We start from the raw sequence: 24,695 nt of genomic DNA on the forward strand, positions 1-24,695 counted from the left end.
TAATCTTCGACATTGCACCGGCCTTAGCGCAGATGGCGCGGTGACCGAATGGGAGGCTGCTAGGGTGTCCTGAATAATTTCCACTACGATGTAACGCGTCAAAATCCACCGAAGTTCCAGGAATGAGACGTGGGGTTCGATCCAGAACTTTCCGGCTCGGGTTTTGAGCTCGGCGCCCAATGATGTGGCTGTACCTTGATAGATGTGCCGCCAAGGCGGACGATAACCTAACTGGTCGAACGCATGGAGTGTCGCGGTGCTGGTAGCCTCAGCAAGAAAATCCGAAATCGGTCGCCGCGTTATCCCGGGCTTACGACTTCTCTGACTCGGATGGTGTGGAGTGCGACGAGCTTTGGAACATTAGTGGTTTTGGACTGTTGAGGTAGTTCTTCGGATGCCGCTTCTTGGCGTAGGAAGCGGGGCAAAGGAATCCATTGGCCCGCCGTGCCATCGGGGCGGGGTCCTTGGAGCAGAAAGGGAGAGATGATGAATCGGATTATTTGGGTTGTTGGCGCTATCGTAATTGTCCTTTTTATCTTAGGCTTCCTAGGACTGCGATAACCCTGCAGGATACGCCGTCCGCGGCAGCGGTCACGCTGCACTTGACTTGCACCTCCTGGCAACGTCGCCTTTGGGGAGGGAAACCAGCTTTGTGCTTTCAAAGTCGCTGGCGTCTTCGGATTATTGGATCCTTACCTTGGCGCAGCAGCACCTGACGCTCTGGCGAGTCTCAATTACCAATCCAGATGCCCCATCCGCTCATACGACGCATATTTGCTTCGGACGCAGCCGCAACCTTGGCTTATCCGGATCAGATCACCGTATCCGTCCAGCGCACGACATCCTTCACCGCGTCGCCGAAGGCGCTGTCCAGCGCGTTGACATAGGCCGGATTGCCACTGCCCGAGACATGTGCCCAAGCGGTAAAACTCTTCGAGGCGCGCACCTCGCCGTTGCGGTCGTTCAGAATGCGTACGGACAAATTGACCTCGGCATGCTCGCCGCCATTGACGCGGACTTCGAAGGAGCGGATTTCGACGATCACCTGATAATCGATCGCCAGCCCCTCGCCCGGCTTGCCGACGCCGGTAAAGCTGCCGGAGCGCTGAAAAGTCTCGGCCAGTCGCGCCTGCACGATCAGCGGCAGCCGGTCGGCCCATTGCGCGCCCTTGAGATACTGGATCGAGCGATCAGACGGCTTGATGACGATGTTCTGGCTGTCCAGCGCCTTGAGCGCGGAAGGCTGGGCGATCAGGATCTGGCGGCGGCTGGGGCCATGCGCATCGATCGAGGGGGCGGACAGCTCGAACGTATCCAGCGGCGCGGGTTTGCCTCCCAACGCCGCGCAACCGGCGAGCCCAAGCGCAAGCAACGCCAAACTAGCTCTCAGGGCGTCCGATTTGACCCCAAGCGATTTCACACGCAATTACCCTTATTCCCAATACTTCTAAACCTGACAAACCGGAACAAAGCAACACAGCCCGCGTTTTTTCTGCCTACTGCGATTACATTCCGACGGACAAGTCCCGCAGCGTTGGCGGAGTTAGGAACGAGAGTGCTCTTTCGACGCCGGAACCCTGATGGTTTCTTCGAGCGCTTACGCACTTATATGTGGCCGCGCAGTTCCTTCTCGCGCTCGCTCCAGTACTTTTCAAAGCGCATCCTGCGGCTGAACGCCACTCCACACGCCGTGGCGGCTGGGGTCGCGGCGGGGGTCTTCGCCTCATTCTTCCCGGTGGGTTTCCATTTCGCAATTGCCGCCCTCCTGTGCTGGCTGATCGCAGGAAACCTGGCGGCGGCCGCACTTGGCGCAGTTGTGTTCGGCAATCCGTTGACGTTTCCCCTGTTGTGGGGTGCCTCCTGGGAGACCGGCAAGATCATGTTGCACGACCGTCTGCCAAGTCACGGCCCGCCTGCGCATCTGAGCGAGATGTTGCATAACCTTTCGTTTTCGCAATTGTGGGGACCGGTGCTCAAGCCGATGCTGATCGGCGCGGTGCCGCTTGGGCTGATCTTTGGCCTGTTGTTCTATGGCATCACGCGCTGGTGCATGACTGCTTTCCGCGAACAGAGGCGCAAACGGCTGTCCGAAAAGGCGAGTCGGCTTCTTCAGCAAGAAGACAACCCAATACTGCCCACTCTCCCTAGGCCGCCTGAAAGGCTATGATGGAAGAGGCCCGCGCCGGCTTGATGCAGGAAAGCCGCGTCGAGACCCTTGCTAAGGCGCATGACGATTTCTGCGATATGACCAGGCCGCTCGGCGGCATAACATTGGGGAGAAGGGCAGCCATATCCAGTTCAGTCAGGCGCTGGCGGCGAACCGAAGGCCATTCGCGCGCACAGTACGTTGAAAGGCGACATGCGCAAACGGCGATGCGAGCGAGTGCAGGCAAGCCATGCGCCACGGTGCCGAAGGCCAAGCAGAGGGATCAGCCAGGTTGCGCGTCAGTGGAAAATTCCTCAAGGCGAGGAAAAGCTGGCGACGCCTCGCGCGAGGTCGCGAAGACTGGCTTTGGTCTTAAAACCTATCGAAGGTGAAGGATGTCAGAAGCGTAGTGACGAAATTGCTGGCCTTTTCCTTGACGAGCAGCTCAGTCCATTCGTCGGTGCCTCGGAGCATCAGGCCAGTGTAGATGCTGTCTACCGCAGCCTCTTCTATGCGCTTGATATGCGACTTGAACACCGTTTCGTCGCCCGTCCTGTAAATATCCCGCACGACCATTCGCAGGATTTCCTGGATGGCGATTTGCCATTCGGTATTGATCGTCTGAAGCTCGCTCGGCTCGTTGTTTCGGTCATCCAGATTTCCTTGATCTTGACGGCCATCGACAAGAGGCGGCGATTACTCGCGCAAATTAGTGGGTCGGTCGGCCGGACATAAAAAAGGTCAGGCAAACGCGTTCCACTGACGATTTATGCCGCACTTACAACTTCCGAGCTGAGAGGTCTGGAACATAACCCTCAACCGGTCGTTCAAAATAGGAGGGCTCAACGGTTAGGATCGTCCAGCACCCTGGATGGCTTAGGAATGGCCAGAAGCCTGCCTTGGTACACCGACCCTCAGTTCGATCTGGCTCACTGGCCCCAAGTCCGTCCACGCAAGCCGGCCTTTCATGGCACTTCCAGAAATGTTGAGCATCTATCCGCAGAGCAACTCCCCGAAAGCGACCAAAAGGGCGCTCTGGCTGGATCTTATCGACCCCGATACGGCCGAGGTGAAAGAGGTCGAGGGGCTGGCCCTCGTGGCCCTCCCAAGCCGGGAAAATCTCAGCGAGATCGAAAGCTCAAGCCGACTAAAAGCCCGGGACGGCGTGCTTACCATGAGCGTTCCGATCGTCACCCATGTCGAAGGCGGCCCGCCGCTGATCGCTCCCCTCGGCTTTGTGCTCTCGCGAGAGCGCTTGATCACCGTTCGCTTCTCGACTTTGCCGGCCGTTGACGCAGTTGCTGGTCGCTTCGCCGATCCCGGCGAGCCACCGACGTCAAGCCTTGAGGTGTTCATCGATCTTTGCGAGGAGCTTATCGGCCGCCTTGCCGACGCCCTTGAACAGGCGGCGACGGACCTACGGACCCTCTCTGCAACCGCTTTTCACGTCCCGGACAGCCAGGGGCGTAAGGCCATTCGCTCGAACAATGTCATTCGCGCCCAGCTCCGCCATGTTGGCAGGTTGGGTGACGCTCTCTCGGAAAAGCGTGATGCGTTACTTGCCCTTGGACGCGCCATCGATTTTGCGTGCGGGATGACGGCAGGCTGGGGCGATGGAGAACTCGCGTCACGTATGGACGGCCTCAAGCTCGACGTGGCGTCGCTCGACAATTACGAGGTGCATCTCTCCGACAAGGTGCAGTTCCTGCTCGACGCTATGGTTGGATTAATCGGCATTGCACAAAACGACATCTTCAAAATCCTCACCATCGTCTCGATCGTCGGCATTCCTCCAACCTTGATGGCGAGCATCTACGGCATGAATTTCAAGAGTATGCCCGAATACGACTGGGCTTTCGGCTATCCCTATGGTTTGGGGATGATCGCTCTCAGCGCAATTATTCCGCTGGCGTGGTTCAAATGGCGGGGTTGGTTCTAGGGGGACTTGGTGCGGAGGAAGCGCTCATGGCTCGGTCCGCAGGGCTACATGGATTCTCGTTGAGGATCTCGCCTGCGGCCCACATGACACGGTTCAGCAGCAAGTTTCCGGTCATCAATCGTCGTAAGCTGGAAACAAAAGGCCAATGGAGTGTTGAGGCCGGCTAGTTGTCCTACGCTACATTTCCACCCGATTGGCATGCTTGACGCACGAAGTCGAAGGAAACGGCCGCCCCATGGGGAATTCCAATGAGATTGGTTTGGATCGCGGCGCCGATGGCGTTGTTGCTGGGGCTTGGCCTCCAACCGGCGTTCGCCGTCTGTAACATTTCCGATGCCAGCTCGAAGAGGCTGTCCTCAAGAGCCCGGAATTGCGCAATCCGAAAATCGCTACCTCGTTCGTGACCTACGAACCCTTAGGGATGCCGCGTTCTTACTGTGGTCGTATGGCCTACAGGACGACTGCGAACGCTTGCTCGCCAATATCCGACAACTGATTGCCGCGCCATCAATGGCGAAGCTTGGGGGGAACGACGAGGACCTTGCCGATGAACAGGTGGCCGCCGAAGAACCACAACGGAATCAAGGTGGTGAAGTTCAGGGCAATCGCGGTTCTCCAGGCGCACGTCCTCTCATCAATATCGACGAACTTGGACCCGGTCTGCGTGTCGACGAGATCGTCGGCTCCGAGGTTCGCAGTTTGGACGACAAGATCGTTGGCGAAGTTCGTAACGTTGTGATCGGAACCAAGGACCGATGGGACTACGTGGTCATTGCCTCAGGCGGCTTTTTCATCGCCGGAAAAGACAGCATCGTCGTCCCGCTTCGGTATATGCAAGTCGAAACAGCTTTTAGCTGCGCATCTCCAGTGCCGATGTGAAAGCAGTTCCGTTGATGCCCGACCAGGAATATCGGTGGCTCGCCGATGAAGCATGGCGGGCGAAGAACGATGCGATCTTCCAGAAGTTGATCCCTGACCCGGTTCGATATGGCCCGCGGGCAGGTCAGCAACCCACCACTAAAGTTCAGTGAGCGTCGAAACAGTGATTGCATTCTGGTCGAAGACGCGGCGCCGATCGCCGGCCCGGGGGTTCGAAGCCATCGTCCCAAAGGACGGCCGCAGTCGGATTTTGCACGGCCAGTCGAAGTCTGCATTTAGCCGGCGGGTCAATACGACGCGCTCAACGTTCCACAGATCCAACGAATGGACGGCCGGCACAAGCGCGCTGACATAGGCCTGATTGCCGCCGCCCGAGACAGGCGCGGAAGCGGTGAAGCAGGTCGAGGCAAACACCTCGCCATTGCGGTCGTTCAGGATGCGTACGAACAGCTCGACCTCGGCATGGTCGCCCCGTCGACGCGCACTTCGAATGAACGGATTTCGATGATCACCTGATAGTCGAGAGCCACGCCCTCGCCTCAGCTGCCGGCGCCGGCAAAGCTGCCCGAACGCGGGAACTTCCCGACCAGCCGCATCTGCACAATCAAGGCAGCCGGTCGGCCCACTGCGACGCTATACGGCCGATATAGACAGTGCGCCATCACCGTAGACGCGTGACGCAGTGGTTTCGTTGTTGTCTTAAATCAAAATTTCGCTTGACGACCGACCCGACCGTTCCAGAGTCATATTCATGACGTGGGACATAGAGATCGGTGATGAGATTACGTTGACAGCCACCATCATAAAGGTGCTGCCAAGCGGCCGCGCCAGGGTCAGTATTCCGACCTATAACTTCCCCTTCGCGATCGATGCTCCCAAAAAGAAAAGGTGCGGCGACAAGGTTAGTCTCGTCGGGTATGTCATCCGCGTCGATGACCAAGATGGCAAGGTGACCGTGAAGGTTGGCGGTCTGCTCACGGTCGACATCGCCTCGATAATCGCGCATGGAAAGAGGCCAAGGTCAAAATCCCCACCGTCGAGAGACCTGGCCCGACTAATCGCTTTTGCTGGGATGACGGAAAGTCCTCCCACCCCCACGAACGACGGCCACTGGAGTGCTGCGAACCATCGACGGAACGACTGTTGTGGAACGAATTGCCACGAACCACATTTAGGTCGGTTAAGGAGCGATCGGGGACTCGGATGAAGGAAGTAACGCAGGCGAACGTTGTCGCCTTCAAGAGTCCGGAACTGTCCGGTGAGGATAGTCGGGCCTTCGACTACCAGGATTTCTTCGAGAACGGGGCCGTCGCACTCCATCTGGTAAGCGCGGATGGTGTCATCCTTCACGCAAATCAGGCTGAGCTTGACCTTCTCGGGTTTAGTGCAGAAGATTATGTCGGCCGCCACATTGCCGAATTCTATCCCGATCGGGACGTGATCGACGACATTCTGGAACGGCTGACCCGTGGCGAGAAGATCACGCGATATCCGGCGCGATTGAGAGCCCGTAACGGATCGATCAAACATGTCGAAATCACGTCGAGCGGTCATTTTCGGGATGGCGAGCTGATCAACACGAGGTGCTTCACGGTCGATGTTACCGACCTGGAGCGGACACGCATGGAGTTAAGGCAGCAGGGCAGCACCTATCACCAAATTCTCGACGCCCTTCCGGTTGCCATCTATACGACCGACCAGCACGGGACGATCACCTACTACAACCGCGCCGCCGCCGACCTTGCGGGCACGGAGCCAAAAGTCGGCAAGGACAAATGGTGCGTCACGTTCAAGCTTTTCACTCCCGACGGCAAGGAATTGCCGCATGACGAGTGCCCGATGGCCATCGCGCTTAAGGAAAACCGGCCGGTCCGCAACCAGGAAGCCATAGCGCGCCGTCCGGACGGATCCTTTTTTCCGTTCCTGCCCTACCCCACACCGCTGCGGGATGAACATGGCAATCTGATTGGTGCCGTGAACATGCTGCTGGACCTGACCGACCGCCAACGTGCCGAAGAGGTCAGGCAGCATCTGTCAGAGATTGTGGAATCCTCGTTCGACGCAATTGTCAGCAAGGATCTGAATGCCATCATCAAGAGCTGGAATCACGGGGCCGAACGGCTGTTCGGCTACACCGCCGACGAAGCGATAGGCAGGCCGGTGACCATGTTGATCCCGGACAATCTCCAGGACGAGGAACCTCGCATCCTCGGACGCATTCGCCGTGGTGAGCGGGTCGAAACGTACGAAACAATACGTCAGCGCAAGGATGGCAGCCTGGTTCCGGTCTCGCTTACCGTATCGCCTATGCGTAACGCCACCGGGCGGATCATCGGCGCGTCGAAGATTGCCCGGGACATTACGTCGGCAAGGGAAAATGAGCACCGTATCCGCATGCTGATGCGCGAGGTCAACCACCGCGTGAAAAATCAGTACTCGGTCATCCTGTCGATGATCCGGGAGACCAACAAACGATCGGAGACACCAAGCCAGTTTGAATCCCAGGTGCGTGAGCGCATCATGGCGCTGTCGCGATCCCACGACCTGTTGGTATCCGCCGACTGGAAGGGAGCCACCATCAATGAACTCTTGGCGGCCCAGGCCAGGCCTTTCCCGCGGGGTGACGTCATCGACATGTCGGGACCATCGTTGGTCCTCAGTCCCAATGCGGTGCAGTATCTCGGAATCGCCTTCCACGAACTCGCCACCAACTCCGCCAAGTACGGAGTGCTCTCAGGGGATAAAGGCCAGATTGCGGTCACATGGTCCGTCTCCGGCTCCCGTGCTTCGAGGACCTTTCACCTGACGTGGGCCGAAACCGACGGGCCGATGGTTCAGACCATTGGACATGGCGGTTTCGGAACCGTGGTGCTGAAGCGGGTTGCGCCCGCAGCGGTTAGCGGGCAGGGCAATCTCGAGTGCGGCCCGCATGGCATCACCTGGAGCTTGGAAGCGCCGCTGGCTGCCGTGGAAGCCTCTGTTGCCAATGGAGCTTAGAAACCGCAGGCCGCGTTCTACAATGCCGAGTTCGGCGAACTGTAACCACGGCGCCGGTGTCACTGTCGTGGATAGCAGAAGGAACGCGCCTTCGGCTCCTCGGCATTGATTGGCCGAACTACTGCGCCAGCAAACGCTTGAAATGCCGATCTCGATTGCGGCTACCATTTCACGCTGAACCCGCGTTTACCGCCTAAGGATGGCTGTCGCCGAAATCCTTGAGACTCGCCCGTAGCGGTCATCCGTCCAGCTCAGCGAGCCACCAAGGTCGCCGCAGCCGACAGCCCACAGCGCCTGCACCTACACATCGCTCTGAGGACCAATGGACAGGACGACCTTCTCGAGAGCGCCGCTGCTTGCAACCGGTAAAGACCCTGAACGTGCTACGTTATTCAGCCGATCGGAAGATCGAGGTGATCTCGTCTTGTGATCACCTACCCGGGATTGTCAGATCGCGCAGCATACTCGATCGAAAAAAACGTGGCCCGCGCCTAAACAGCGCGGGCCACGGTGGGGTCTACTGCCCAACAATGATCCGCTGTTTGTCGCGATTCTGCGCGTAGGTGCCCTTGTCATAGGCGGTCTGCGCCTCAAGCTGAGCCTTGGTGAAGTTGGTGTAGAGATACCGGTTGCCGTCCTTGTCCGACATGAACTTCAGTTTCTCCAGGCCCATGGCCACCTGTTTTTCGCCCATGCCAAGGAAACCGCCCACGTTGACGATGACGGCATCGACCTTCTTGTCGCCGGTCATAACCACGTCGCCGATCTCACCGACTTTTGCATCGTCGGCGCCATAGACGTTCGTGCCGATGAAGTCCTTGGTGCTGATTTTATCCATCGGCATCTCGGTCAGCGAAGACTTGTCGATTGCCGCGGTGGTCGTCTTGTCTGTCGTCGCCGCGGCCGGCTGGTTTTTCGCGGTAGCGGCAACATTGTTGCTGTTGGACGCCGATGCCGTGTCGTAGACCTTCAGGTCAAAATCCTTTTGCGCTTGAAGGTCTTCCTTGGTGGTCTTCGCGACCAACCAGCGATCACCCTTCTTCTCGACCCACTCGGCCTTGCTGAAATCGTAGGCGACGTTCTTTTGCCCTAGGCCCAAGAATCCGCCTACGCCGATGATAATGTACTTGGCTTTGCCGTCCTTGGTGAGGACGATGTCTTTGACATCGCCGATCTTCTGGGCATTGTCTGCGGCGCTATCATAGACGTCGGCGCCTATGATCTTGGTGACGAGGCTGCCGTCTGCAATAGCCGCCGGCGCCGTCGCCGCAGTGGTCGTAGCGGTGGCAGGTTTGGTGGCATCTTCAGCGGCGGCCCCTGATACCCACAGGCCAGACGACGACAGCAGGGTTGCTATTGCGGTGGTAGCCAAAAGTTTGCCGATCATGGTACGTTTCCTTGTGCGTTAGTGTTGATGCACGCCGCGTTCGGCCGAACCATTGCAGGGAGGCTGAACGCGGCACAGTTTGCGACGGCACAACGGGCCGCACGATGCGAAGTTCCCTTTGGAATTCGGAAGTGGCCTGAGATGGCTGGGGGGCTCGCGTTAACCGCAGCGGAGTTGTCGGCATCCGAACCACATAAGATTCCCTGCTGCGACTCGCATTTTTCTGAGCGTATACGGCACCTGTATCGCGGGCACTTGTTGGCCCCTGAACGTTCCCCTGCCGAAGCAATTTGCGGTTCTAGGAAAGGGAAACCTATGCAGAATCGTGGCTCGGCTGGCTGGCAGCGATCATCATCGGCGGTATCGCGGGAAGGGTCGCCGAGATGTCATGAAGAGCAACATGGGCGTGCTCATGAACATCATTTTGGGGATCGTGGGGTGCCATTGTCGCCAACCTCATCCTGAGCGTGATTGGCATATCGCTGGCCGGCTGGCTGGGCTATTTGGTCGCCGGCTTCATCGGCGCGTGTATCTTGAGCGCGGTGGGGCGAGCGATAAAAACGCGCGGTCGCGCTCAATCTGAGGCCTTCGCCCGACGAATGGCTCAGTGTCCCTCAGCCTATGCTGTCCGCCTTGGAGCGAAGACGAGCTGTTCCATGAAGGCGACAGGGCCATGGATCGAAAAACCCCTTGGCGCATTTATTCTCCGGCCAATTAAGGCTTCAGGAGAGGACCCATGAAAAAGACACTGCTCATTTTGAGCCTGCTAATCCCGCTCGTAGCGTGTTCCCGTACCGAACAAGGCGCTGCCGTCGGTGGCTTGGGAGGTGCCGCGATCGGTGCCGCGGTGGCCGGCGATCCGGTACAAGGTGCTGTCGTTGGTGGTGCAGTCGGCGCGATCGCCGGTGCGGTGATCGGGCACGCCAGTGAGGCCGGCCAATGCCGATATCGCGATCGTCATGGCCGGGTTTACATTGCCCGGTGCCCGGACGGCTACTGATACCTAAGGCGCGTGATCTGTTGCGATCACGCGCCTTCACCAAGGTAGGACAATTGGATGGCCTCTAAAGTCAAAACACTGCTCGGTCTCTGGTTCGTCCTTCTCAGCGCTGCCACGATCAACGTCGAACTTATGCCAGCGCTTTCGGCCGCACCAATCGCAGCGCAGACGATCGCCGATCACTTCTCATCGGTAAAATCCATGTCCGGCGACTTTGTTCAGTCGGGCCCGAAGGGAGAAAAGACCAGTGGTAGGTTTTTTCTCAAGCGCCCAGGCAAGATCCGATTCAATTTTGCCGGCCAATCAGGGGTCAGCGTAATAGCCGACGGAAAATCGGTGGTCGTCAATAATAAAAAACTTAAGACATCGCGGCTCTATTCGCTCTCGAAGACGCCGCTCAAGCTGCTACTTGACAACAAGGTCGACTTTTCGGGCAGCCACCTCAAAAGCATCAAAGAAGACGGCGATCTGATAACTATTAAGCTGGGTGACAAGTCAGCCTATGGTCATTCGAACATTTCGATGATGTTTGACAGGAAATCACTTGATTTACGAAAATGGAGCCTTACCGACGAGAAGGGACTCACCACAACGGTGACTATCTTCAACGTAAAACTGGGTGTTCCACTTGCCGAAGGAACCTTCACTATCGATTACGCGGCAAACCGCGAGTACAACACCTCCAAGTCGCGGTGAAGTCGGTGATCGAATTCACTGGGGCAATTCCGCCCCGGAGAGACAGCGGACGAATCACGAATCGCATTGCTTTTCCGTCCCAGAACCGTAGCGCCAGTTAGTCGGGAGAAAGCCCGCCTGCGGGCTGCAACAGAGCAAGGGGTTAAGCAAACGCCAAATGGTATGACCACGCCCTTCCTTCGCAAATCATCAAGAACGGAACCTTCTCGATCATTCAAAGGTAGTCGTCCGTCGAGTGTTCGTTCACCCAGACTGGAAACGACGAACAGCCCGTCTCGGCCCCTTCCGAGGCCGGCTATTTGCATTGAAGCCGGACCTTTATGGGGAAATAGTATAACATCTTCAAACGCCGTTGAGCCAAACTGCAAATCTGGAAAAGCCCGCGCCTCTGGCGGAGAGCGCGGGCTCCGATCGAGTGCGGACCCGATCTTCAGCAGATACCGAGGGGTCGTTATCTGCTGCCCAGTACGAACCCTTAGCGGCGGCTAATGTTCCAAAAGCTCTCGCGATCGGGTAGAGCGGCGCGTAGATGGCCGATACCGTTAAACAAGTACCGGCTCTGGGGACGCCATCGCCCCGCCACCGCCTCTTCTTGGGACGATTGCACGGTAGGCCGGACAGGGCGGAGGATCATCGTCGTCATCGCGCCGGCGACGATGCGGCCAAGCCCCCTTATTCTGACGTCGTCGAGCATACGGCGCTCCCCAAAGCGTGCGATTCCGATTTTGACGGTTGTCATCCGACACGCCGTCCAGGGTCTTCAAAGCGCGCAGGATGTCGTCGATCATGGCTATCGTTCCATCCTCCAGCTGACGCAGCAGAGGTATTCCGGGAACCGAGCAGGCGTCGGACGCCCAGGAAGCCAAAATCGCCCGCTTCTCGGCAGCACTCAGGTCTGGAAGGCCGACAACGTCGTCAGGATGTGTAATCCCTTGTTGAGCCGTCCTGCACTTCCGGTTTGCCAAAAATTCGAATCCGGTTGTCATCTCCATTCTCCGCAATCTGTGCCTCCCGGCTGGGCCGGGAGGCGGGACCGCAGTCTTGCGTTAATTCGGGGAATTAGGCGACTTGGCGCTGTCGCTCCGTATCCTGGCTGATCTGCTGTTGCTGAGTGGGGGCTGCGGCGCTCGACGAAACAAGACCGATGCGACGCGGCTTCAATTCCTCGGGGATCTCGCGAACGAGGTCCACCGAAAGCAGACCGTTGTCCAGCGTGGCCTTCGCAACTTTCACATAGTCCGCCAATTTGAAGACTTGCTTGAAGTCGCGGGTCGCCATGCCGCGGTGCAGGATCTGGCGATCGCTCTCTTCGGGCTGCTTCTGGCCGATCACGACCAGTTCCGGCCCGTGCTGGGTCAACTCAACTTCGTCGGGGCTGAACCCGGCGATGGCCATTGTTATCCGGTAATCGTGGTCTCCGGTCTTCTCGATGTTGTAAGGCGGCCAGTCCGAGCGCACGCTGTTGTCGAGCATGTCGAAGAGACGGTCGAAGCCGACCGTAGTGCGATAGAGTGGGGCGTAATCAAAGCTTCTCATAGCCATATCCTCCGTAAAGCAACATGGGTTACAAGCAGCGTCACTGCGACGCCTGTTTCGTCGAGCCTAAGCCTCGACGGCAAACGATTTGGGAATGACCCAGAAATCGTTCAAGAGCCGGAATGGATTTTTTCACTCGGCTTTTTCGACACCTTAACTTCGAACAAAAGCTCGATCAAACCTCGGCTTGGGATTGCCGGAGCAACCAGTCTGCAACGTGGTAGGCACAACCGGGATGCTATTTCCAGTTCTTGGAGGTGGCGGTTGTACGTAACCATTCGGCGAGGGCCGCGGTGGCTATGATTTCGGGCAACGGTTTTCTGCGGTAGGTTTCGGCGGTGCGTGACCCGCAGCCCTGCGCTCGTCGACGATATGCCGAAGGTTGTCGATGCCGTCTTCGGTGAAAACGACGATAGGTTCGCTTAATTCGGACGCGGGATAGGCGTCGTAGGCGCTCAGGCAACCGTCTTCAGAGAACATCTCGATCGAGCAATCGCGCAAAAAGTCTTCGTCCTCTTCGAGCATCTCGGCCACATATTTGAAGGTGTAAAGCGCAGAGTTGCGATATCCCATCTGATGGCCTCTTTTTTGGCCCAGATCAGGCAGCTTTATCTGCTGCGATCGTCAAGGGGCTCCAATTCCAGGGAAGCAAGTCCTCGAGCCGTGTGACCGGCGTGTCGGCGATGCGGGAGAGAACATCGGCAAGCCAGGCTTGCGGATCAACGTCGTTGAGCTTTGCGGTGGTGATCAGCGTTGCCATGAAGGCGGCCCGATCAGCGCCACGATCGGAGCCTGCAAACAACCAAGCTTTCCTGCCGAGAGCAAAACCACGCAGCGCCCGTTCGGCGGCGTTGTTGGTGAGACAAATCCGACCATCGCCGAGGAAGGACGTGAACCCGTCCCAGCGCTTCAGCATATAGTCGATAGGCTCGGCGACCGGGGAGCTGCGGGACAATTTGGCCCGCTCGGTCCGCATCCAGGCCTCAAGTTCGGCGACGAGAAGACGGCTCTCCTGCCGGCGTCGTTCCAGACGTTCGTCGGGGACGAGTCCGTTGATGTCGCGCTCGATATCGAACAGCGCGTCGATGCGTTTGACCGCCTCGAACGCGATCGGCGAGATCGGCGCGGCGTTCTTGCCACGCTTGGCATTGGCGGCGATGTCGGCGAGCACGAAGAACTTACGACGCGCATGCGCCCAGCACAGCGCCTGGGTCAGCGGACCGGGGTCACGGTCCACCTTGAACAGCGGGTTATAGCCGCCATAGGCGTCGGCCTGCAGAATGCCGGTGAAGGATTTGAGATGGCGCTCGGGATGTTCCTGCCGCCGATCGCGCGACGCATAATAGAGTGCCGCCGGCGGCGACTGCCCGTCGAACGGCCGGTCATCCCTGACGTAGGTCCAGATGCGGCCCGTGTCGGTCTTGCCGCGGGCCAGGATCGGCACGGTGGTGTCATCGACATGCAGGCGATCAGCGGCAAGCACATGCGCCTCGATCAGCGCATGCAATGGCTTCAGCGCTGCGGCACAAGCACCGACCTGGTCGGCCAGCGTCGACACGCTCAGATCGATGCCTTCACGGGCGTAGCGGTCGCTCTGCCGGTTTAGCGGCTGGTGCTGGGCGAACTTCTCGAACAGGATCATCGCCAGCAGGTTCGGGCCGGCAAAGCCGCGCGGCGTCACGTGGAAGGGTGCCGGCGGCTGCGCGATCTTCTCGCATTCGCGGCAGGTGAACTTCTCGCGCACCGTTTGGATCACCTTCCACTGGCGCGGGATCACCTCCAGCGTCTCGGTGATATCCTCGCCAAGTTTTGCAAGCTTGGCCGAACCGCAGCACGGGCAATTTGACGGTGCGGCGATGACGACGCGCTCGCGCGGCAGATGCTCAGGGAACGGCTTTCTTGACGGGCGCCTGCGCTCAAAGGCCCGGACCGTCGACGACCGTGCCGCCAATTCCGCTGCCAGTTCGTCTTCGCTGGCGTCGGCCTCCAGCTCCTCGAGCTGCAACTCCATCGGTTCGAGAAGCCGGGCTTTGCGCTCCGAGCGGCTGCCATAGATCTCGCGCTTCAGCTTCTCGATCTCCAGCCGCAGTCGCGCGATCAGCGCGTCCGAGTGCGAGTTGGAGGCCTGCGCGCGGGCGGCGAGCGCTTGCGCTTCGCGGCGGGCCGCACGCTCGGCGAGGATCATCGCGTGCGCACTGGCAAGGTCACCGGGAAGCTGATCGGCCGCATCGGTCATGGCGGGAGGGAATCATATTCGCTCCCGCCATGCCAGCGGTTTTGCTCATCCCGCCGAGCTCGGACGCCAGGTTTTTTGCGGCATTCGCCAGTCGATGCCTTCGAGCAAATAGCCGAGCTGTGCAGGCGTGATCACCACCGTGCCGTCGGCCGCCGATGGCCAGATGAAGCGGCCGCGCTCGAGCTTCTTGTAACTCACTTGGAAATGCAGGCGGTTCATCGTCCCCGTTGCAGTTTGTGATGGTGACTCACCCCTTTCATCCGTATTCCGGGCAGCACGGTGCCTGCGTTGGGAAGCGCGGTAACCGAGCGGGCAAGCTGTTGCTGCTGCGCTTTGACGATGGCCGGATTTGCTCTGTTCCGCCGCAATGGACCGATGCAGCCGTGCCCAGCCTTGAGGTTGTCGCGGGAAACGGGCGCGCACTGTGCAGCCTCACCGACCTACTGGAACTCAGCAGTCTCGTAGAGCGCCTCATATCGCAAGGGAGATGCGCAACGCCGCAAGATTGTAAAGGAAATTTCGCCGATGTTGTAAGGAAAATAACGCCGCAAAATCCATGGGGGCTTCGCTGAATGTGCTGTATTAGTAGAGATTATATGCGATTGGTTGGCAGATACACGCTTGACAGTTTAATCATACGCGGCATATTTATAATTACGATAATTGAGTCGACATCGGGGGGCAGCGCAGGTGTCGGACAGCGTCAAACACAGGCAATCGAAAGCCAGCGCTTTGGCCGAGGATGGCACGCTCAATCCAGCCCCGGAAAAAATCGGCGATCAGAAGTTCCGGGAGGACGGCTTCTTCGATCCGCGCGACATCGTGCAGGTGAAGTACGAGATGCTGCGGCGCGTATCCGTCGACAAAATGTCGGTAACGGAGGTGTCCGACGAATATGGCGTCTCCCGCCCGACCTTCTACCAGGCCAAAGCGGACTTCGAGGACGCGGGTCTGGCCGGCCTAGTACCGAGGAAGCGCGGCCCGCACGGCCCGCACAAGATCCAGAGCGAAGTGCTGGCCTTTCTCAGGGCCCAAGTGGTTCCAGGCGAGCCCATTCGGGCACGCGAACTGACGAACCGGCTCTGGACAGAGTTCGGCCTCGATGTCCACCCCAGAACAATCGAGCGTGCGCTCGGCGTAAAAAAAACGGCGTAACCATCAGTGGTGGTGCGCAATTGCATTGCGCGATGCAGTCCCGCGCCACGGAGCGATACGAAATACTGCGCGCCGCCGCGCTTGGTGCCGCGCTCCCTGTGGAGGCACGCAGTGGTCTTAGCATCCTTCTGCATCGCGGCATGTGGGCCTGGGTTAGCGCGATCTTGCGTGCGCCGGGCTGGTCCCCACCCGCGGCTTCGCCGCCTGTAGCCAGGCTGCCGATCGCGGACGAAACGTCCGAGCGACGCACAATCATCCACTTGCTCGCCGCCATCGTGATGGCGGCCCCTGAACGGAGAACAGCATGAACGAAAAGCTCAAGGTCCAATCGCATCATCTCGAGCGGAGCGCTTACCTCTACATCCGACAGTCATCGATGCGCCAGGTCATGGAGAATGTCGAAAGCACCAAGCGTCAATACGATCTTCGTGGTCGCGCGATCGGGCTTGGATGGCACGACGACCAGATCACCGTCATCGACAGCGACCAGGGCGAATCCGGCGCTTCAGCGTCGTGGCGCGAAGGCTTCCAGCGCTTGGTGTCCGATGTCGGCATGGGGCGCGCGGGGATCGTCATGGGCCTGGAAGTCTCTCGCCTCGCCAGAAACAACGCGGACTGGCATCGGCTGCTGGAGATCTGCGCTTTGGCCGACACGCTCATTCTCGACGAAGATGGCGTCTACGATCCGGCTAACTTCAATGACCGGCTTCTGCTGGGCCTCAAGGGCACGATGAGCGAGGCCGAGTTGCACGTTATCAAAGCCCGGTTGCGCGGTGGCATTCTCAACAAAGCACGCCGCGGCGAATATCGCTGTCCCCTTCCGACCGGCTTCATCTACAACGAGGTTGGCGATGTGGTCCTTGATCCAGACGCTCAGATCCGGGAGATGATCACCCACTTCTTCGAGACGTTCTCGCGGGTCGGGTCGGCCACGCAGACCGTCAAGGCGTTTGCCAGGGAAGGTCTGCTCTTCCCATCCCGGTTCCGCAACAGCAAGCGGGTGGTCTTCCAACCGCTGACCACATCGGCGGCCTTACGCACGCTGCACAATCCTCGCTACGCGGGCGTCTATGCCTATGGTCAGCGTCTTTACCGCAGAACCGTCGACGGAAAGAAACAGTTCCGCAAACGTGAGCCCAATGAATGGCTCGCATGCATCCCGGACGCACATCCCGGCTATATCAGCTGGGAGCAGTTCCAGCACAACCTCAAGGCGCTCGAGGCCAATGGCCAAGGCTACCAGACCGCGCGCATCTCGCCACCGCGCGAAGGCGCGGCTTTGTTGCAGGGGCGCGTCATATGCGGGCGGTGTGGCTGTCACATGAGGGCCCGTTACGTCACCCGGCGCGGTCAGGTGGACACTTGGTACGTCTGCAGCCGCGCCTACGTCTCTCGGGGTGAGCCTCACTGCCAGTCGATCGCAGGCTGGCCCGTCGACGCGGCGATCGGTGAACTGATCGCTGCGGAAATGACGCCCGCCGCCGTGGAGTTAGCTCTGGAGATCCGAAAAGAGATCGAAGCGCGCTATGACGAAGCGGACAAACTCCGGCTCCGTGCCGTCGAACGCGCCCAAATCGATGCCGATCTTGCACAGCGGCGGTTTATGCTGGTCGATCCGAACAACCGCCTGGTCGCCGACACCCTTGAACGCGAATGGAACGACAAACTGCGCATGCTGTCTGATCTACGAGAAGAAAGAGAGAGTGCTCTGCGCGCAGACCGAGCGACACTCGACGATGCAATCCGCGATCGATTGATCGCCATGACGGCCGACTTCAAAACGGTCTGGCGCGACCCCGCCTTGCCGAACCGAGAACGCAAGCGGCTCCTTGCCTATCTCGTCGAAGACATCACATTGCTCAAGTTCCAGGCCGAGGGAGAGACACGGATACACATCCGCTTCAGAGGCGGAAAGACCGAAACATTGATCACTCAGAACCCGAAAACCTCCGCACAGCAGGTAAAGACCCGGCCCGAGGTGGTCGAATTGGTCGACAAGCTTCTCGACGAGCATATCTGCGCTGAAATCGCTGACATCCTGAATGCAAGGGGAATCCGTCCCGGCGGCTCAGCGCGGCGCGGTAAGGCTGACACCCAGTTCAGCGACTTGCGCGTCATCTATCTCGTCAAGCAATATGGTCTGCGCTCGCGCTACGACCGGCTGCGCGAGCGGGGAATGCTGACAAAAGCAGAAGCCTGCGCAAAACTTGGAATCACCGAATGCACCCTGGTCAGATGGGCGAAATACGGCATCGTGAAAAGACATGCCTACAACGGCTATATCGGCCTCTATGAACTGCCCGGACCGCACGTCCCAGCCAAACAGTGCAGCCGATGGAACCAGCTTGCCCATCGGGCAGAGGCCATCCGCCAACTCAACTCCTCAAAATGCTCCGATCTCAAGGAAAGGGCTGTAGTATGAAGCCAGTTAGTTCGTGAATAGGCAAGCACCCTGGCCGTCGTGCCAGATCACCTTGATCAGGCCACCCTGCCGCCCGCGGAAACAGAACAAGTGGCCGCTGTGCGGATCGCGCTTCAATACTTCCTGCACCATCAGCGAAAGACCCGGAAAGCCTTTGCGCATGTCCGTATAGCCAGTAGCGAGCCACACCTTCACACCGCTCGGGACCGGGATCATCGCCGCTCCAGAACATCGAGGATCCGGCCGAGCGCCTCACTGTCGACGTCACTCTCGACCCGCAGGCGCCGGCCGCCGCCAAGCTCGATCGTCACCATGCTCGGCTTGCGGCGCCGACGAAGAGTGGACACCGGCTTTAACTGTGATGTCGGTGGCGGCTCCACCGGCGTCGGCGGTGCGGGTAGCGCCGCGGCGACCTCCACGGGAACGAGTTGCGGAATGGACGGCCCGGGGACCTGGCAGAGCTCCTTGCGCCACCGGAAAAGCTGGCTCACATAGATACCGGCCGACCGCGCGATCTCGGAAACACTGGCACCAGACTCAAACGTCGCCGCGACCAGCCGCTCCTTCTCCTCGCGAGACCAGCGCCGACGCCGCTCGACCGACGTGATCACCTCAATCTGATGTTTCGTCATAGGGCTAGTCCTGGTGCTTGCACTAGGACTTGCAGCCTTCAGCCTACCTCAGCAAGGCGGCCGTCGCCGTGGGGATCCGGTTGTACCGGCGCTATCGACGCTGCCGGCTAATCGCCGCGTGCGCGCGCGGATTGTCGCTACATAGGCTGGTGATCCTGGTGACAATGATCGCTTGAAGCCGGGCGTCCCCTGCCGGCTAGGCCACGTCATCACCACCGAGTCATCGAGCGAGTTCGAATCTGCAGAAGGTAATGGTATCAGGTCCGGCCAATCTGGCCGGACCTGCGCCATTTCAATGAGCGCTCGAGTTCTACAGTTCTCGCAGCCGATAGGTACTTAACGCAGGTGGTCCGCCTGATCGCGGCGACGTTTCGGCTCGGGCGGCCTGCCGTTTTTCAGACGGACATGACGCTGCTTTTCTCGTCAACAACTCTGCCCTTTGCCAGCTTTGCGGGCGGTGTCCATGCTTAATGAACTCCGGACGACCAAGCTCCGCGCGCACCACGCAGCCAGGCGGGCACATTCTGGGGGAAAGTTCAAATGCCGCTTCAACCACCAGCGCGCGGGCGGCCACCCAGGCCCGGCATTTTGATAAGAGCCGGCGGCTTGTGCCTGAGGCAGGTACCCGTCGCTCTTAGGTGGACTAAGAGCGACGGGCGGTGTTGCCTGAAAATGCGGAACTGCTACTTTAGCCGCAAACGAGATGCTAACGGCTGCACGGTAAATGAAGTCTTCAAAAGCCCCGTCGGGGTTTGAAAGACAAGCATCTTCCGTCATCGGAGCAGGCCGGCCATTGGTCCCTTGGCTGGCAAGTGTCTCGCGATTCGGCGAGCTTTACCGAATCGCGAGATGTCTTGGTCAGTTGGCGCTGGCGACGGGCGCCACAAGCGGCGTGATACGGCGAATAGCGACGCGGCGGTTCTGCCGTTCCGGTCCCGTCGTGTTCACTTTGAGATAGCGTTTGCCGTAGCCCTGGGTCGTCAGGTTCTCCGGCGGGATGCCGAAGGCGCTGGTCAAGGCCTCGGCGACTGCCTCGGCTCGCCTGTCGGACAAGGCCAGGTTAGCGTTCTCGCTACCGACAGCATCAGTGTGGCCTTCAATTAGGAACGTTTCTGCCGGGTTCTTCTTCAGCAACCTGTTCATTGCGTCCGCCACCCCTTGCAGTTTCTTGACTTCGCTGTCCGAGATCGAAGCCGAACCGGATTCGAAATTCAACGTATCTAGATCGACACGACGTGCGATATCGCGAACACGGGCCGAACGCTTGACCTCGACGACCGAGTAGAGCCGTTGGACCTTTTCCACCGGCGGCTGTTCGAGGAAGGTATAATAGTCTCCCTGATCCTGGACCGACTCTGAGTCCAGTATGTATTGGTCGCTGGGGATGGTCAGCTGCATGGGCGGCAAGTCATCTCCAGGATCGCGCCAGTCGTGCACGTCCTGATAGTAGTGCTCGTCAACATAGCTTAACACGTATTCGCGACCATCGGGCGTGATGCGCGAACGTTGGATGACGTCGCCATTGCTGTTGCGGATGGTGACGATCTGGTTGCCGTTGTCGCGCACGATGGTTTCGCGCGTACGGCCGCGCGGCAACTCCTCATAGTAGACATCCTTGGCGCCCCGGTCCAAACGTGGAGTTTCGTTGCTTTCAACAATAGTTTGGTTGTTGAACTGGATGATCAGGCGATCGCCTTCCGTCTTTACATCGGCACCTTGCGGGCGCTCCTTAGCCTGGACGTCAGGCGCCTTGTCAAGGCGTTTGCCTTTTTCGTCGGTAACCGGAACGATCTTTTCCGGCTTGATCGCCTCCTGCGCTGCCTTGTCGTCGGCAGGTGGTGGCCCTTTGGCAACTGCGGCGGGCGCGGGAGCGGCACCCTGGTCACTGCCGCCTTGCTGGGCAGGCTGTTTGCCGTCCTTGCCAGGGCGTTTCGCATCCTTCTGACTGTCAAGGATCGGTGCGGCGTTCGGATCAGTCGGTGCCTCGCCCTGGACCGGCTTTTCGCCTTGGGCGGGCGCCGCCGGCTCACCAACGGCCGGTTTTCCGCTGGCGGGGGGCTGCTCGGTTGAAGGTTGGGCTTTTGTCACGGGCTGCTTTGATGCAGGCGCCTCGGCGGCAGGCTGCGAGGTGGCAGGTTTCTTTTCTGACTTGCTCGTAGGTTCCGCCGGCTGTTCGCCCTGGGCAGGCGCAGGCTGATCGGTCGGAGCGGGCGCCTGGGGAGCCGGGGTGGGCAAAGGCGCCTTGTCTGCGGGCGGCTGGACTTGCTTACCTGGAGCCGATTTATCGGGAGCCCTGTTGGGCGCAGGCTCGGCTGGCGGCGCCGGCGCAGGCTCGGCCGTTGGAGCGGGCTGTTTCTTCGTGGACGGTTCAGCCGGTGGCGTGGATTCTGGAACGGGAGCTGCCTCAGACGCCGGAGCTGCCTCTTTTGGCTGAGCCTGCGGTTTAGGAGTAGGCTGTGGTTCGGTCGCTGGAAGTGGAGCAGCGTTTTCGGACGGAGCCTGTTGCCTTAGCGCGCAGGCTTCGGCGGACTCGCCCTCCTTACATTTCAACTTGATAAGAATCGGCGGTGCGGATGCGACGAACCGTGCCGCGCCGAATGCTGCGCTGCTGAGCGTGGCCCCCAACGGCGCTGAGGCGATGAGCAACCCGAGTGCGGTGCTGGCCAAAATCTTTGGTCGGCGTGTCATTTGATTCTCCGTGTCGTGTCCCGTCGCTATCCAAACTGGGCACTGCCACATTGGTTCCCCGTCAAGATCGAATGGCGCGCTTGTCAGCAGACACGACAGGCGGATCATTCGCTACTCCCTCTCATTGGCACTAATTGTTGCTATTTTTATCTGGTGATTAGCGATACCGGCCGGGCCGCCATCCGCGTAAGCCCACCTGAACCCTTCTAGCGCAATCCCGCTTTGGCATAATAACGAGCAATCTCGAATCCGAAGGCATGCGCGGCTGCAAGCAAGTGGTGCGCAAATGCGCCTCCACCGGCTCTGAGGCTGGTCGCTACCTGGTCGTGATCAAGATCGCTGAGACTGCCCGGCTCACCGTCCATAAATGTCGGCCCGCGTCGGCGGCAGGCCACTTGGACCCCGCGCGCGCTTGGTGACGACGGTCTGGAAAATCTGTGCCGAGGCGCGCTCGAAAGTAATCGAGCAGCCGGCGAGATAGAGCAGCCAGAGGCGTGCCTTGGCCTCTCCAACCTCGGCAATCGCTTCGTTGAACCGTGCGTCCAGACGCTCGGCCCAAAGCCGGCAGGTGCGTGCATAGTGCTCGCGCAAATTCTCGACATCGTAGACGAGGAAGCCATGCGCCTCGAGATTGCCGAGCGTCATCCCGATCGTGTCGAGTTCGCCGCCAGGGAAGATGTATTTGATCAGCGCTTTGAATTCCGGGCCCTTGCGTAGGGTCTTTTTCATATCTCCCTTGCTGCGCCGGGTGATGGCATGGTGCAGGTAGATGCCGCCGGGCTTGAGCAGACGATGAATGGTCGAGAAATAGGTGGCGTGATTGGCAAGCCCGAGATGCTCGAACATGCCGATCGACGATATCTTGTCGAACGAGCCGGAGACGTCGGCATAGGATTTTATCTCGATGGTGATGCGATCCTCCAGTCCTTCGGCTCGAATGCGCTCGCGGGCGAGTTTGGTCTGCGCCTCCGACAACGAGACGCCATGGCCGACAACGCCATAATTTTTCGCGGAATGGATGAGCATCGCGCCCCAGCCGCAACCTATGTCGAGCAACCTTTCGCCGGGCTTCAGCCTGAGCTTGCGGCAGATGTGATCGAGCTTGTCGACTTGCGCTTGGTCGATGCTGTTGGCGAAATCCTTGAAGTAGCCGCAGCTGTAGACCATGCGTTCGTCGAGGAAGAGCCGGTAGAAGGCGTTCGAAATGTCGTAGTGGTGCTGGATCGCCTCCTGGCTCGAACCGCTGACGAAGGGATTGCGCCCGGAAAGATCGGTCCGCGCCGTCATCTGTTTTCTCGAAAACAGCACGGCCGGCAGATCGCGCAGGATCGCCAGTTTCGGCAATGACTTGAGCTTCGTCCGCAGCTTGCCTTGCGACGGCAAGGCATAGAAATCGAACAGGGTCCCGTCTTCGACGTCGACGGTCTTGGAAATCCACATCTCAATCAGCGTCGAGAAAGAGGGCTGGCGGACCATCTGCCAGACGATGTCCTGATCGTTGATGGTGAGCACGGGGCCGGTGGCGGGACCGATCCGCTCACCGGTCCATAGCCTGACCGCAAAACCCGGCTTCAGAGTCTCAATCACCGTCCGGACGATGCGTGCGGCTCTGTCGGCGGCGTCCTTTGGCATTTCCTCGTCCTGTCGCAATGCTACGATGCTAACACGATGCCTCCGAAAGTGTGACGTCCATCAAAAGGCAGTCCATAATCTAGAGTCTCAGCCAGACTCAGCAAGTCCCGACGGAACGCGCGTGTGCCATGGCAACGGCTAAGCCGCACTTAAGGCGCGCCAATCCCTGATCCGCATGGCGGCGGCATTTTCCAAATCGACCAGAAAAGGAACCTTCTCGGTCATTCAAAGGTAGTCCTCCGCCGCGTGTCCTTTCAACTGTACTGGAAACGACGACCAGCCGCCCGACCGCAAATCTGAAAAAGCCAGCGCCTCTGGCCGAGAGCGCGGGCTCCGACCGAGTTGGCGGACCCAATCGTGAAGCAGGTACCGAGGGTCGTTATCTGCGCCAATACGCACCGTTAGAGTGCGTGCAACAAACGCGTGGCATGCGCGTTGGGCATCATCGGATGCAAGAAGGAACGAGATGGGCGACGACAAGACCAAACGAGATATTCATGACCGCGACCGCGTGCCGGGGGATGAGGAATACGAGGTGGGCTACCTCGCCAGCAAATTTGGCCTCGCGATTCCCGAGGTTCGGGACCTCCAAGAAAAGCATGGCAATGAGCGTGAGCCTGTGGAGCGCGAGGCAAAGGCCCGCGGCAGCCGATGAATGACGTTCCAAATATCGGGCCTCCAATTGAAGGGAAGCACCACGGCGACCTTGCCGACGAGAGGAGGCATTTCTACTACTGCCGAACCTGTGGCAAGTCGGTAGACATGCGCGACCGTCGCTAGGTCATATTGCATGAGACGCTAGGGCACAGTCTGGCTCGACGGCGATTGTCGCGACGATCCAGAAGCTGAAGGCGGCAGGGCGGCAGCCAGCGAGGCCGGGCGTTAGTCAGATCGCCGCCTCATATATTAGCAATCCCTTGACGAACAGCTGCGCTGCTCCAGAATTCTGTGCATGGCACGGGAAATCAGTATCGGTGACAAGGTGGCGATTATCGCCACGGTTGGCGAGCGCATCGAGGATCGCGTGTCGCTGCATATTCCGACGGCTCTGCACCCCTATTCGACCGTCGATCCCGGAGCGAAGCCTGGCGACAGGATAAGGTTCGAAGGGGAAGTTGTGCACGTCGACGAGGTCTAAATAGGGTCACAGTGCAGGTGCTGGGGCGCCTCACGGTCGATACTAGCACGGTCAAGTTGGTGAGAAGATATCGGCGGCCGACCCGCAACGAGCCGCTGCGTGAAACGGTGGCAAAGCGTTAGAGGTCCTGTCAAGCGCGTCGCGTCCTGCGGGGGCCGTGCGTTTCGAGTTCGCGGCGGCTTCCTCGCTACTTGTGCGGGAGGCGCTTGCCG

25 protein-coding genes and 1 pseudogene are annotated in these 24,695 nt (G+C 59.3%); 13 read left to right on the top strand and 13 right to left on the bottom strand.

The genetic code is table 11. The annotated features are described in order from the left end of the window. Positions 1-811 precede the first annotated feature (811 nt). The gene (locus DBIPINDM_RS42650; RefSeq protein WP_258589624.1) at positions 812-1,378 is read right to left on the bottom strand and encodes an ABC-type transport auxiliary lipoprotein family protein; all 567 of its coding nucleotides are present in this window, start codon (positions 1,376-1,378) and stop codon (positions 812-814) included. Positions 1,379-1,555: 177 nt separating this feature from the next. Here DBIPINDM_RS42650 and DBIPINDM_RS42655 point away from each other — a divergent pair, with 177 nt between their 5' ends. Then, positions 1,556-2,167 (top strand): DUF2062 domain-containing protein, encoded by a 612-nt coding sequence (locus tag DBIPINDM_RS42655; RefSeq protein WP_258589625.1) that lies wholly within the window; start codon positions 1,556-1,558, stop codon positions 2,165-2,167. A 351-nt stretch (positions 2,168-2,518) separates the two neighbouring features. Here the strand turns inward: DBIPINDM_RS42655 and DBIPINDM_RS42660 are convergent, their stop codons facing one another. Beyond that, entirely contained in the window at positions 2,519-2,803 is a 285-nt protein-coding gene (locus DBIPINDM_RS42660; protein ID WP_258589890.1) for a hypothetical protein, read from the bottom strand. Between the two features lie 310 nt (positions 2,804-3,113). On the opposite strand from DBIPINDM_RS42660, the gene DBIPINDM_RS42665 reads away from it, so the two are divergent. From DBIPINDM_RS42665 to DBIPINDM_RS43820, 3 genes are all read left to right on the top strand, one after another. Next, the gene (locus DBIPINDM_RS42665) at positions 3,114-4,085 is read left to right on the top strand and encodes a magnesium transporter CorA family protein (RefSeq protein ID WP_258589626.1); all 972 of its coding nucleotides are present in this window, start codon (positions 3,114-3,116) and stop codon (positions 4,083-4,085) included. 471 nt (positions 4,086-4,556) lie between these two features. Continuing rightward, complete coding sequence (locus tag DBIPINDM_RS43815) at positions 4,557-4,964, top strand: PRC-barrel domain-containing protein (protein WP_416361815.1); 408 nt, start codon at positions 4,557-4,559, stop codon at positions 4,962-4,964. A gap of 324 nt (positions 4,965-5,288) precedes the next feature. Then, positions 5,289-5,480, top strand: a complete 192-nt coding sequence (locus DBIPINDM_RS43820) for a hypothetical protein (protein WP_416361816.1) — start codon at positions 5,289-5,291, stop codon at positions 5,478-5,480. A 145-nt stretch (positions 5,481-5,625) separates the two neighbouring features. On the opposite strand, the gene DBIPINDM_RS42680 is transcribed toward DBIPINDM_RS43820, so the two are convergent. Continuing rightward, on the bottom strand, positions 5,626-5,970 hold the full coding sequence (locus tag DBIPINDM_RS42680; protein ID WP_258589627.1) for a hypothetical protein: 345 nt from the start codon (positions 5,968-5,970) through the stop codon (positions 5,626-5,628). Positions 5,971-6,167: 197 nt separating this feature from the next. Between DBIPINDM_RS42680 and DBIPINDM_RS42685 the strand changes: the two genes are divergently transcribed. Further along, positions 6,168-7,961: a PAS domain S-box protein gene (locus tag DBIPINDM_RS42685; protein ID WP_258589628.1), complete on the top strand. Its 1,794-nt coding sequence runs from the start codon at positions 6,168-6,170 to the stop codon at positions 7,959-7,961. 517 nt (positions 7,962-8,478) lie between these two features. On the opposite strand, the gene DBIPINDM_RS42690 is transcribed toward DBIPINDM_RS42685, so the two are convergent. Further along, a complete protein-coding gene (locus tag DBIPINDM_RS42690) occupies positions 8,479-9,348 on the bottom strand; it encodes a PRC-barrel domain-containing protein (protein WP_258589629.1) in 870 nt (289 codons plus the stop codon). Positions 9,349-9,686: 338 nt separating this feature from the next. On the opposite strand from DBIPINDM_RS42690, the pseudogene DBIPINDM_RS42695 reads away from it, so the two are divergent. The 3 genes and pseudogenes from DBIPINDM_RS42695 to DBIPINDM_RS42705 form a co-directional block, all read left to right on the top strand. Next, positions 9,687-9,908 (top strand): annotated as a pseudogene (locus tag DBIPINDM_RS42695) (GlsB/YeaQ/YmgE family stress response membrane protein); the annotation flags it as partial. Positions 9,909-10,084: 176 nt separating this feature from the next. Beyond that, positions 10,085-10,348 carry a YMGG-like glycine zipper-containing protein gene (locus DBIPINDM_RS42700; protein WP_258589630.1) on the top strand — a complete coding sequence of 88 codons (264 nt, stop codon included), beginning with the start codon at positions 10,085-10,087 and terminating at the stop codon, positions 10,346-10,348. 57 nt (positions 10,349-10,405) lie between these two features. Next, positions 10,406-11,044 (top strand): outer membrane lipoprotein carrier protein LolA, encoded by a 639-nt coding sequence (locus DBIPINDM_RS42705; RefSeq protein WP_258589631.1) that lies wholly within the window; start codon positions 10,406-10,408, stop codon positions 11,042-11,044. A 475-nt stretch (positions 11,045-11,519) separates the two neighbouring features. On the opposite strand, the gene DBIPINDM_RS42710 is transcribed toward DBIPINDM_RS42705, so the two are convergent. The 5 genes from DBIPINDM_RS42710 to tnpB (DBIPINDM_RS42730) form a co-directional block, all read right to left on the bottom strand. Then, the gene (locus DBIPINDM_RS42710; protein ID WP_258589632.1) at positions 11,520-11,738 is read right to left on the bottom strand and encodes a hypothetical protein; all 219 of its coding nucleotides are present in this window, start codon (positions 11,736-11,738) and stop codon (positions 11,520-11,522) included. A 365-nt stretch (positions 11,739-12,103) separates the two neighbouring features. Further along, on the bottom strand, positions 12,104-12,580 hold the full coding sequence (locus DBIPINDM_RS42715; protein ID WP_258589633.1) for an Hsp20 family protein: 477 nt from the start codon (positions 12,578-12,580) through the stop codon (positions 12,104-12,106). 297 nt (positions 12,581-12,877) lie between these two features. Beyond that, positions 12,878-13,153, bottom strand: a complete 276-nt coding sequence (locus DBIPINDM_RS42720; protein ID WP_258589634.1) for a hypothetical protein — start codon at positions 13,151-13,153, stop codon at positions 12,878-12,880. 25 nt (positions 13,154-13,178) lie between these two features. Next, complete coding sequence (gene tnpC, locus DBIPINDM_RS42725) at positions 13,179-14,816, bottom strand: IS66 family transposase (RefSeq protein ID WP_416361817.1); 1,638 nt, start codon at positions 14,814-14,816, stop codon at positions 13,179-13,181. A gap of 45 nt (positions 14,817-14,861) precedes the next feature. Further along, entirely contained in the window at positions 14,862-15,035 is a 174-nt protein-coding gene (gene tnpB / locus DBIPINDM_RS42730) for a transposase (RefSeq protein WP_258589635.1), read from the bottom strand. Positions 15,036-15,055: 20 nt separating this feature from the next. Here tnpB (DBIPINDM_RS42730) and DBIPINDM_RS43825 point away from each other — a divergent pair, with 20 nt between their 5' ends. The 3 genes from DBIPINDM_RS43825 (at position 15,056) to DBIPINDM_RS42740 (ending at position 18,393) form a co-directional block, all read left to right on the top strand. Beyond that, positions 15,056-15,388: a DUF5372 family protein gene (locus tag DBIPINDM_RS43825; RefSeq protein WP_416361686.1), complete on the top strand. Its 333-nt coding sequence runs from the start codon at positions 15,056-15,058 to the stop codon at positions 15,386-15,388. 160 nt (positions 15,389-15,548) lie between these two features. Continuing rightward, positions 15,549-15,971 carry a helix-turn-helix domain-containing protein gene (locus DBIPINDM_RS42735; RefSeq protein WP_258580931.1) on the top strand — a complete coding sequence of 141 codons (423 nt, stop codon included), beginning with the start codon at positions 15,549-15,551 and terminating at the stop codon, positions 15,969-15,971. Positions 15,972-16,275: 304 nt separating this feature from the next. Then, entirely contained in the window at positions 16,276-18,393 is a 2,118-nt protein-coding gene (locus DBIPINDM_RS42740) for a recombinase family protein (RefSeq protein WP_258580930.1), read from the top strand. Positions 18,394-18,399: 6 nt separating this feature from the next. Here the strand turns inward: DBIPINDM_RS42740 and tnpB (DBIPINDM_RS42745) are convergent, their stop codons facing one another. The 4 genes from tnpB (DBIPINDM_RS42745) to DBIPINDM_RS42760 all read right to left on the bottom strand — a co-directional run bounded on the left by tnpB (DBIPINDM_RS42745) (position 18,400) and on the right by DBIPINDM_RS42760 (position 23,345). After that, positions 18,400-18,609: an IS66 family insertion sequence element accessory protein TnpB gene (gene tnpB / locus DBIPINDM_RS42745; protein ID WP_416361818.1), complete on the bottom strand. Its 210-nt coding sequence runs from the start codon at positions 18,607-18,609 to the stop codon at positions 18,400-18,402. After that, positions 18,606-19,025, bottom strand: a complete 420-nt coding sequence (gene tnpA, locus DBIPINDM_RS42750) for an IS66-like element accessory protein TnpA (protein WP_258589636.1) — start codon at positions 19,023-19,025, stop codon at positions 18,606-18,608. Before tnpA ends, tnpB (DBIPINDM_RS42745) begins: the two co-directional genes overlap by 4 nt. Before the next feature lie 858 nt (positions 19,026-19,883). Continuing rightward, positions 19,884-21,113, bottom strand: coding sequence for an OmpA family protein (locus DBIPINDM_RS42755; protein WP_318036966.1), 1,230 nt, complete (start codon positions 21,111-21,113; stop codon positions 19,884-19,886). 954 nt (positions 21,114-22,067) lie between these two features. Then, a complete protein-coding gene (locus DBIPINDM_RS42760) occupies positions 22,068-23,345 on the bottom strand; it encodes an SAM-dependent methyltransferase (RefSeq protein WP_258589638.1) in 1,278 nt (425 codons plus the stop codon). Positions 23,346-23,811: 466 nt separating this feature from the next. Between DBIPINDM_RS42760 and DBIPINDM_RS42765 the strand changes: the two genes are divergently transcribed. Then, positions 23,812-24,000, top strand: a complete 189-nt coding sequence (locus tag DBIPINDM_RS42765; protein WP_258589639.1) for a DUF3606 domain-containing protein — start codon at positions 23,812-23,814, stop codon at positions 23,998-24,000. A 297-nt stretch (positions 24,001-24,297) separates the two neighbouring features. Further along, entirely contained in the window at positions 24,298-24,483 is a 186-nt protein-coding gene (locus DBIPINDM_RS42770) for a hypothetical protein (protein ID WP_258589640.1), read from the top strand. The last annotated feature ends 212 nt before the right edge of the window (positions 24,484-24,695 follow it).

Origin of the sequence: Mesorhizobium sp. AR02 (assembly GCF_024746835.1) — a bacterium.
Lineage (GTDB): Bacteria > Pseudomonadota > Alphaproteobacteria > Rhizobiales > Rhizobiaceae > Mesorhizobium.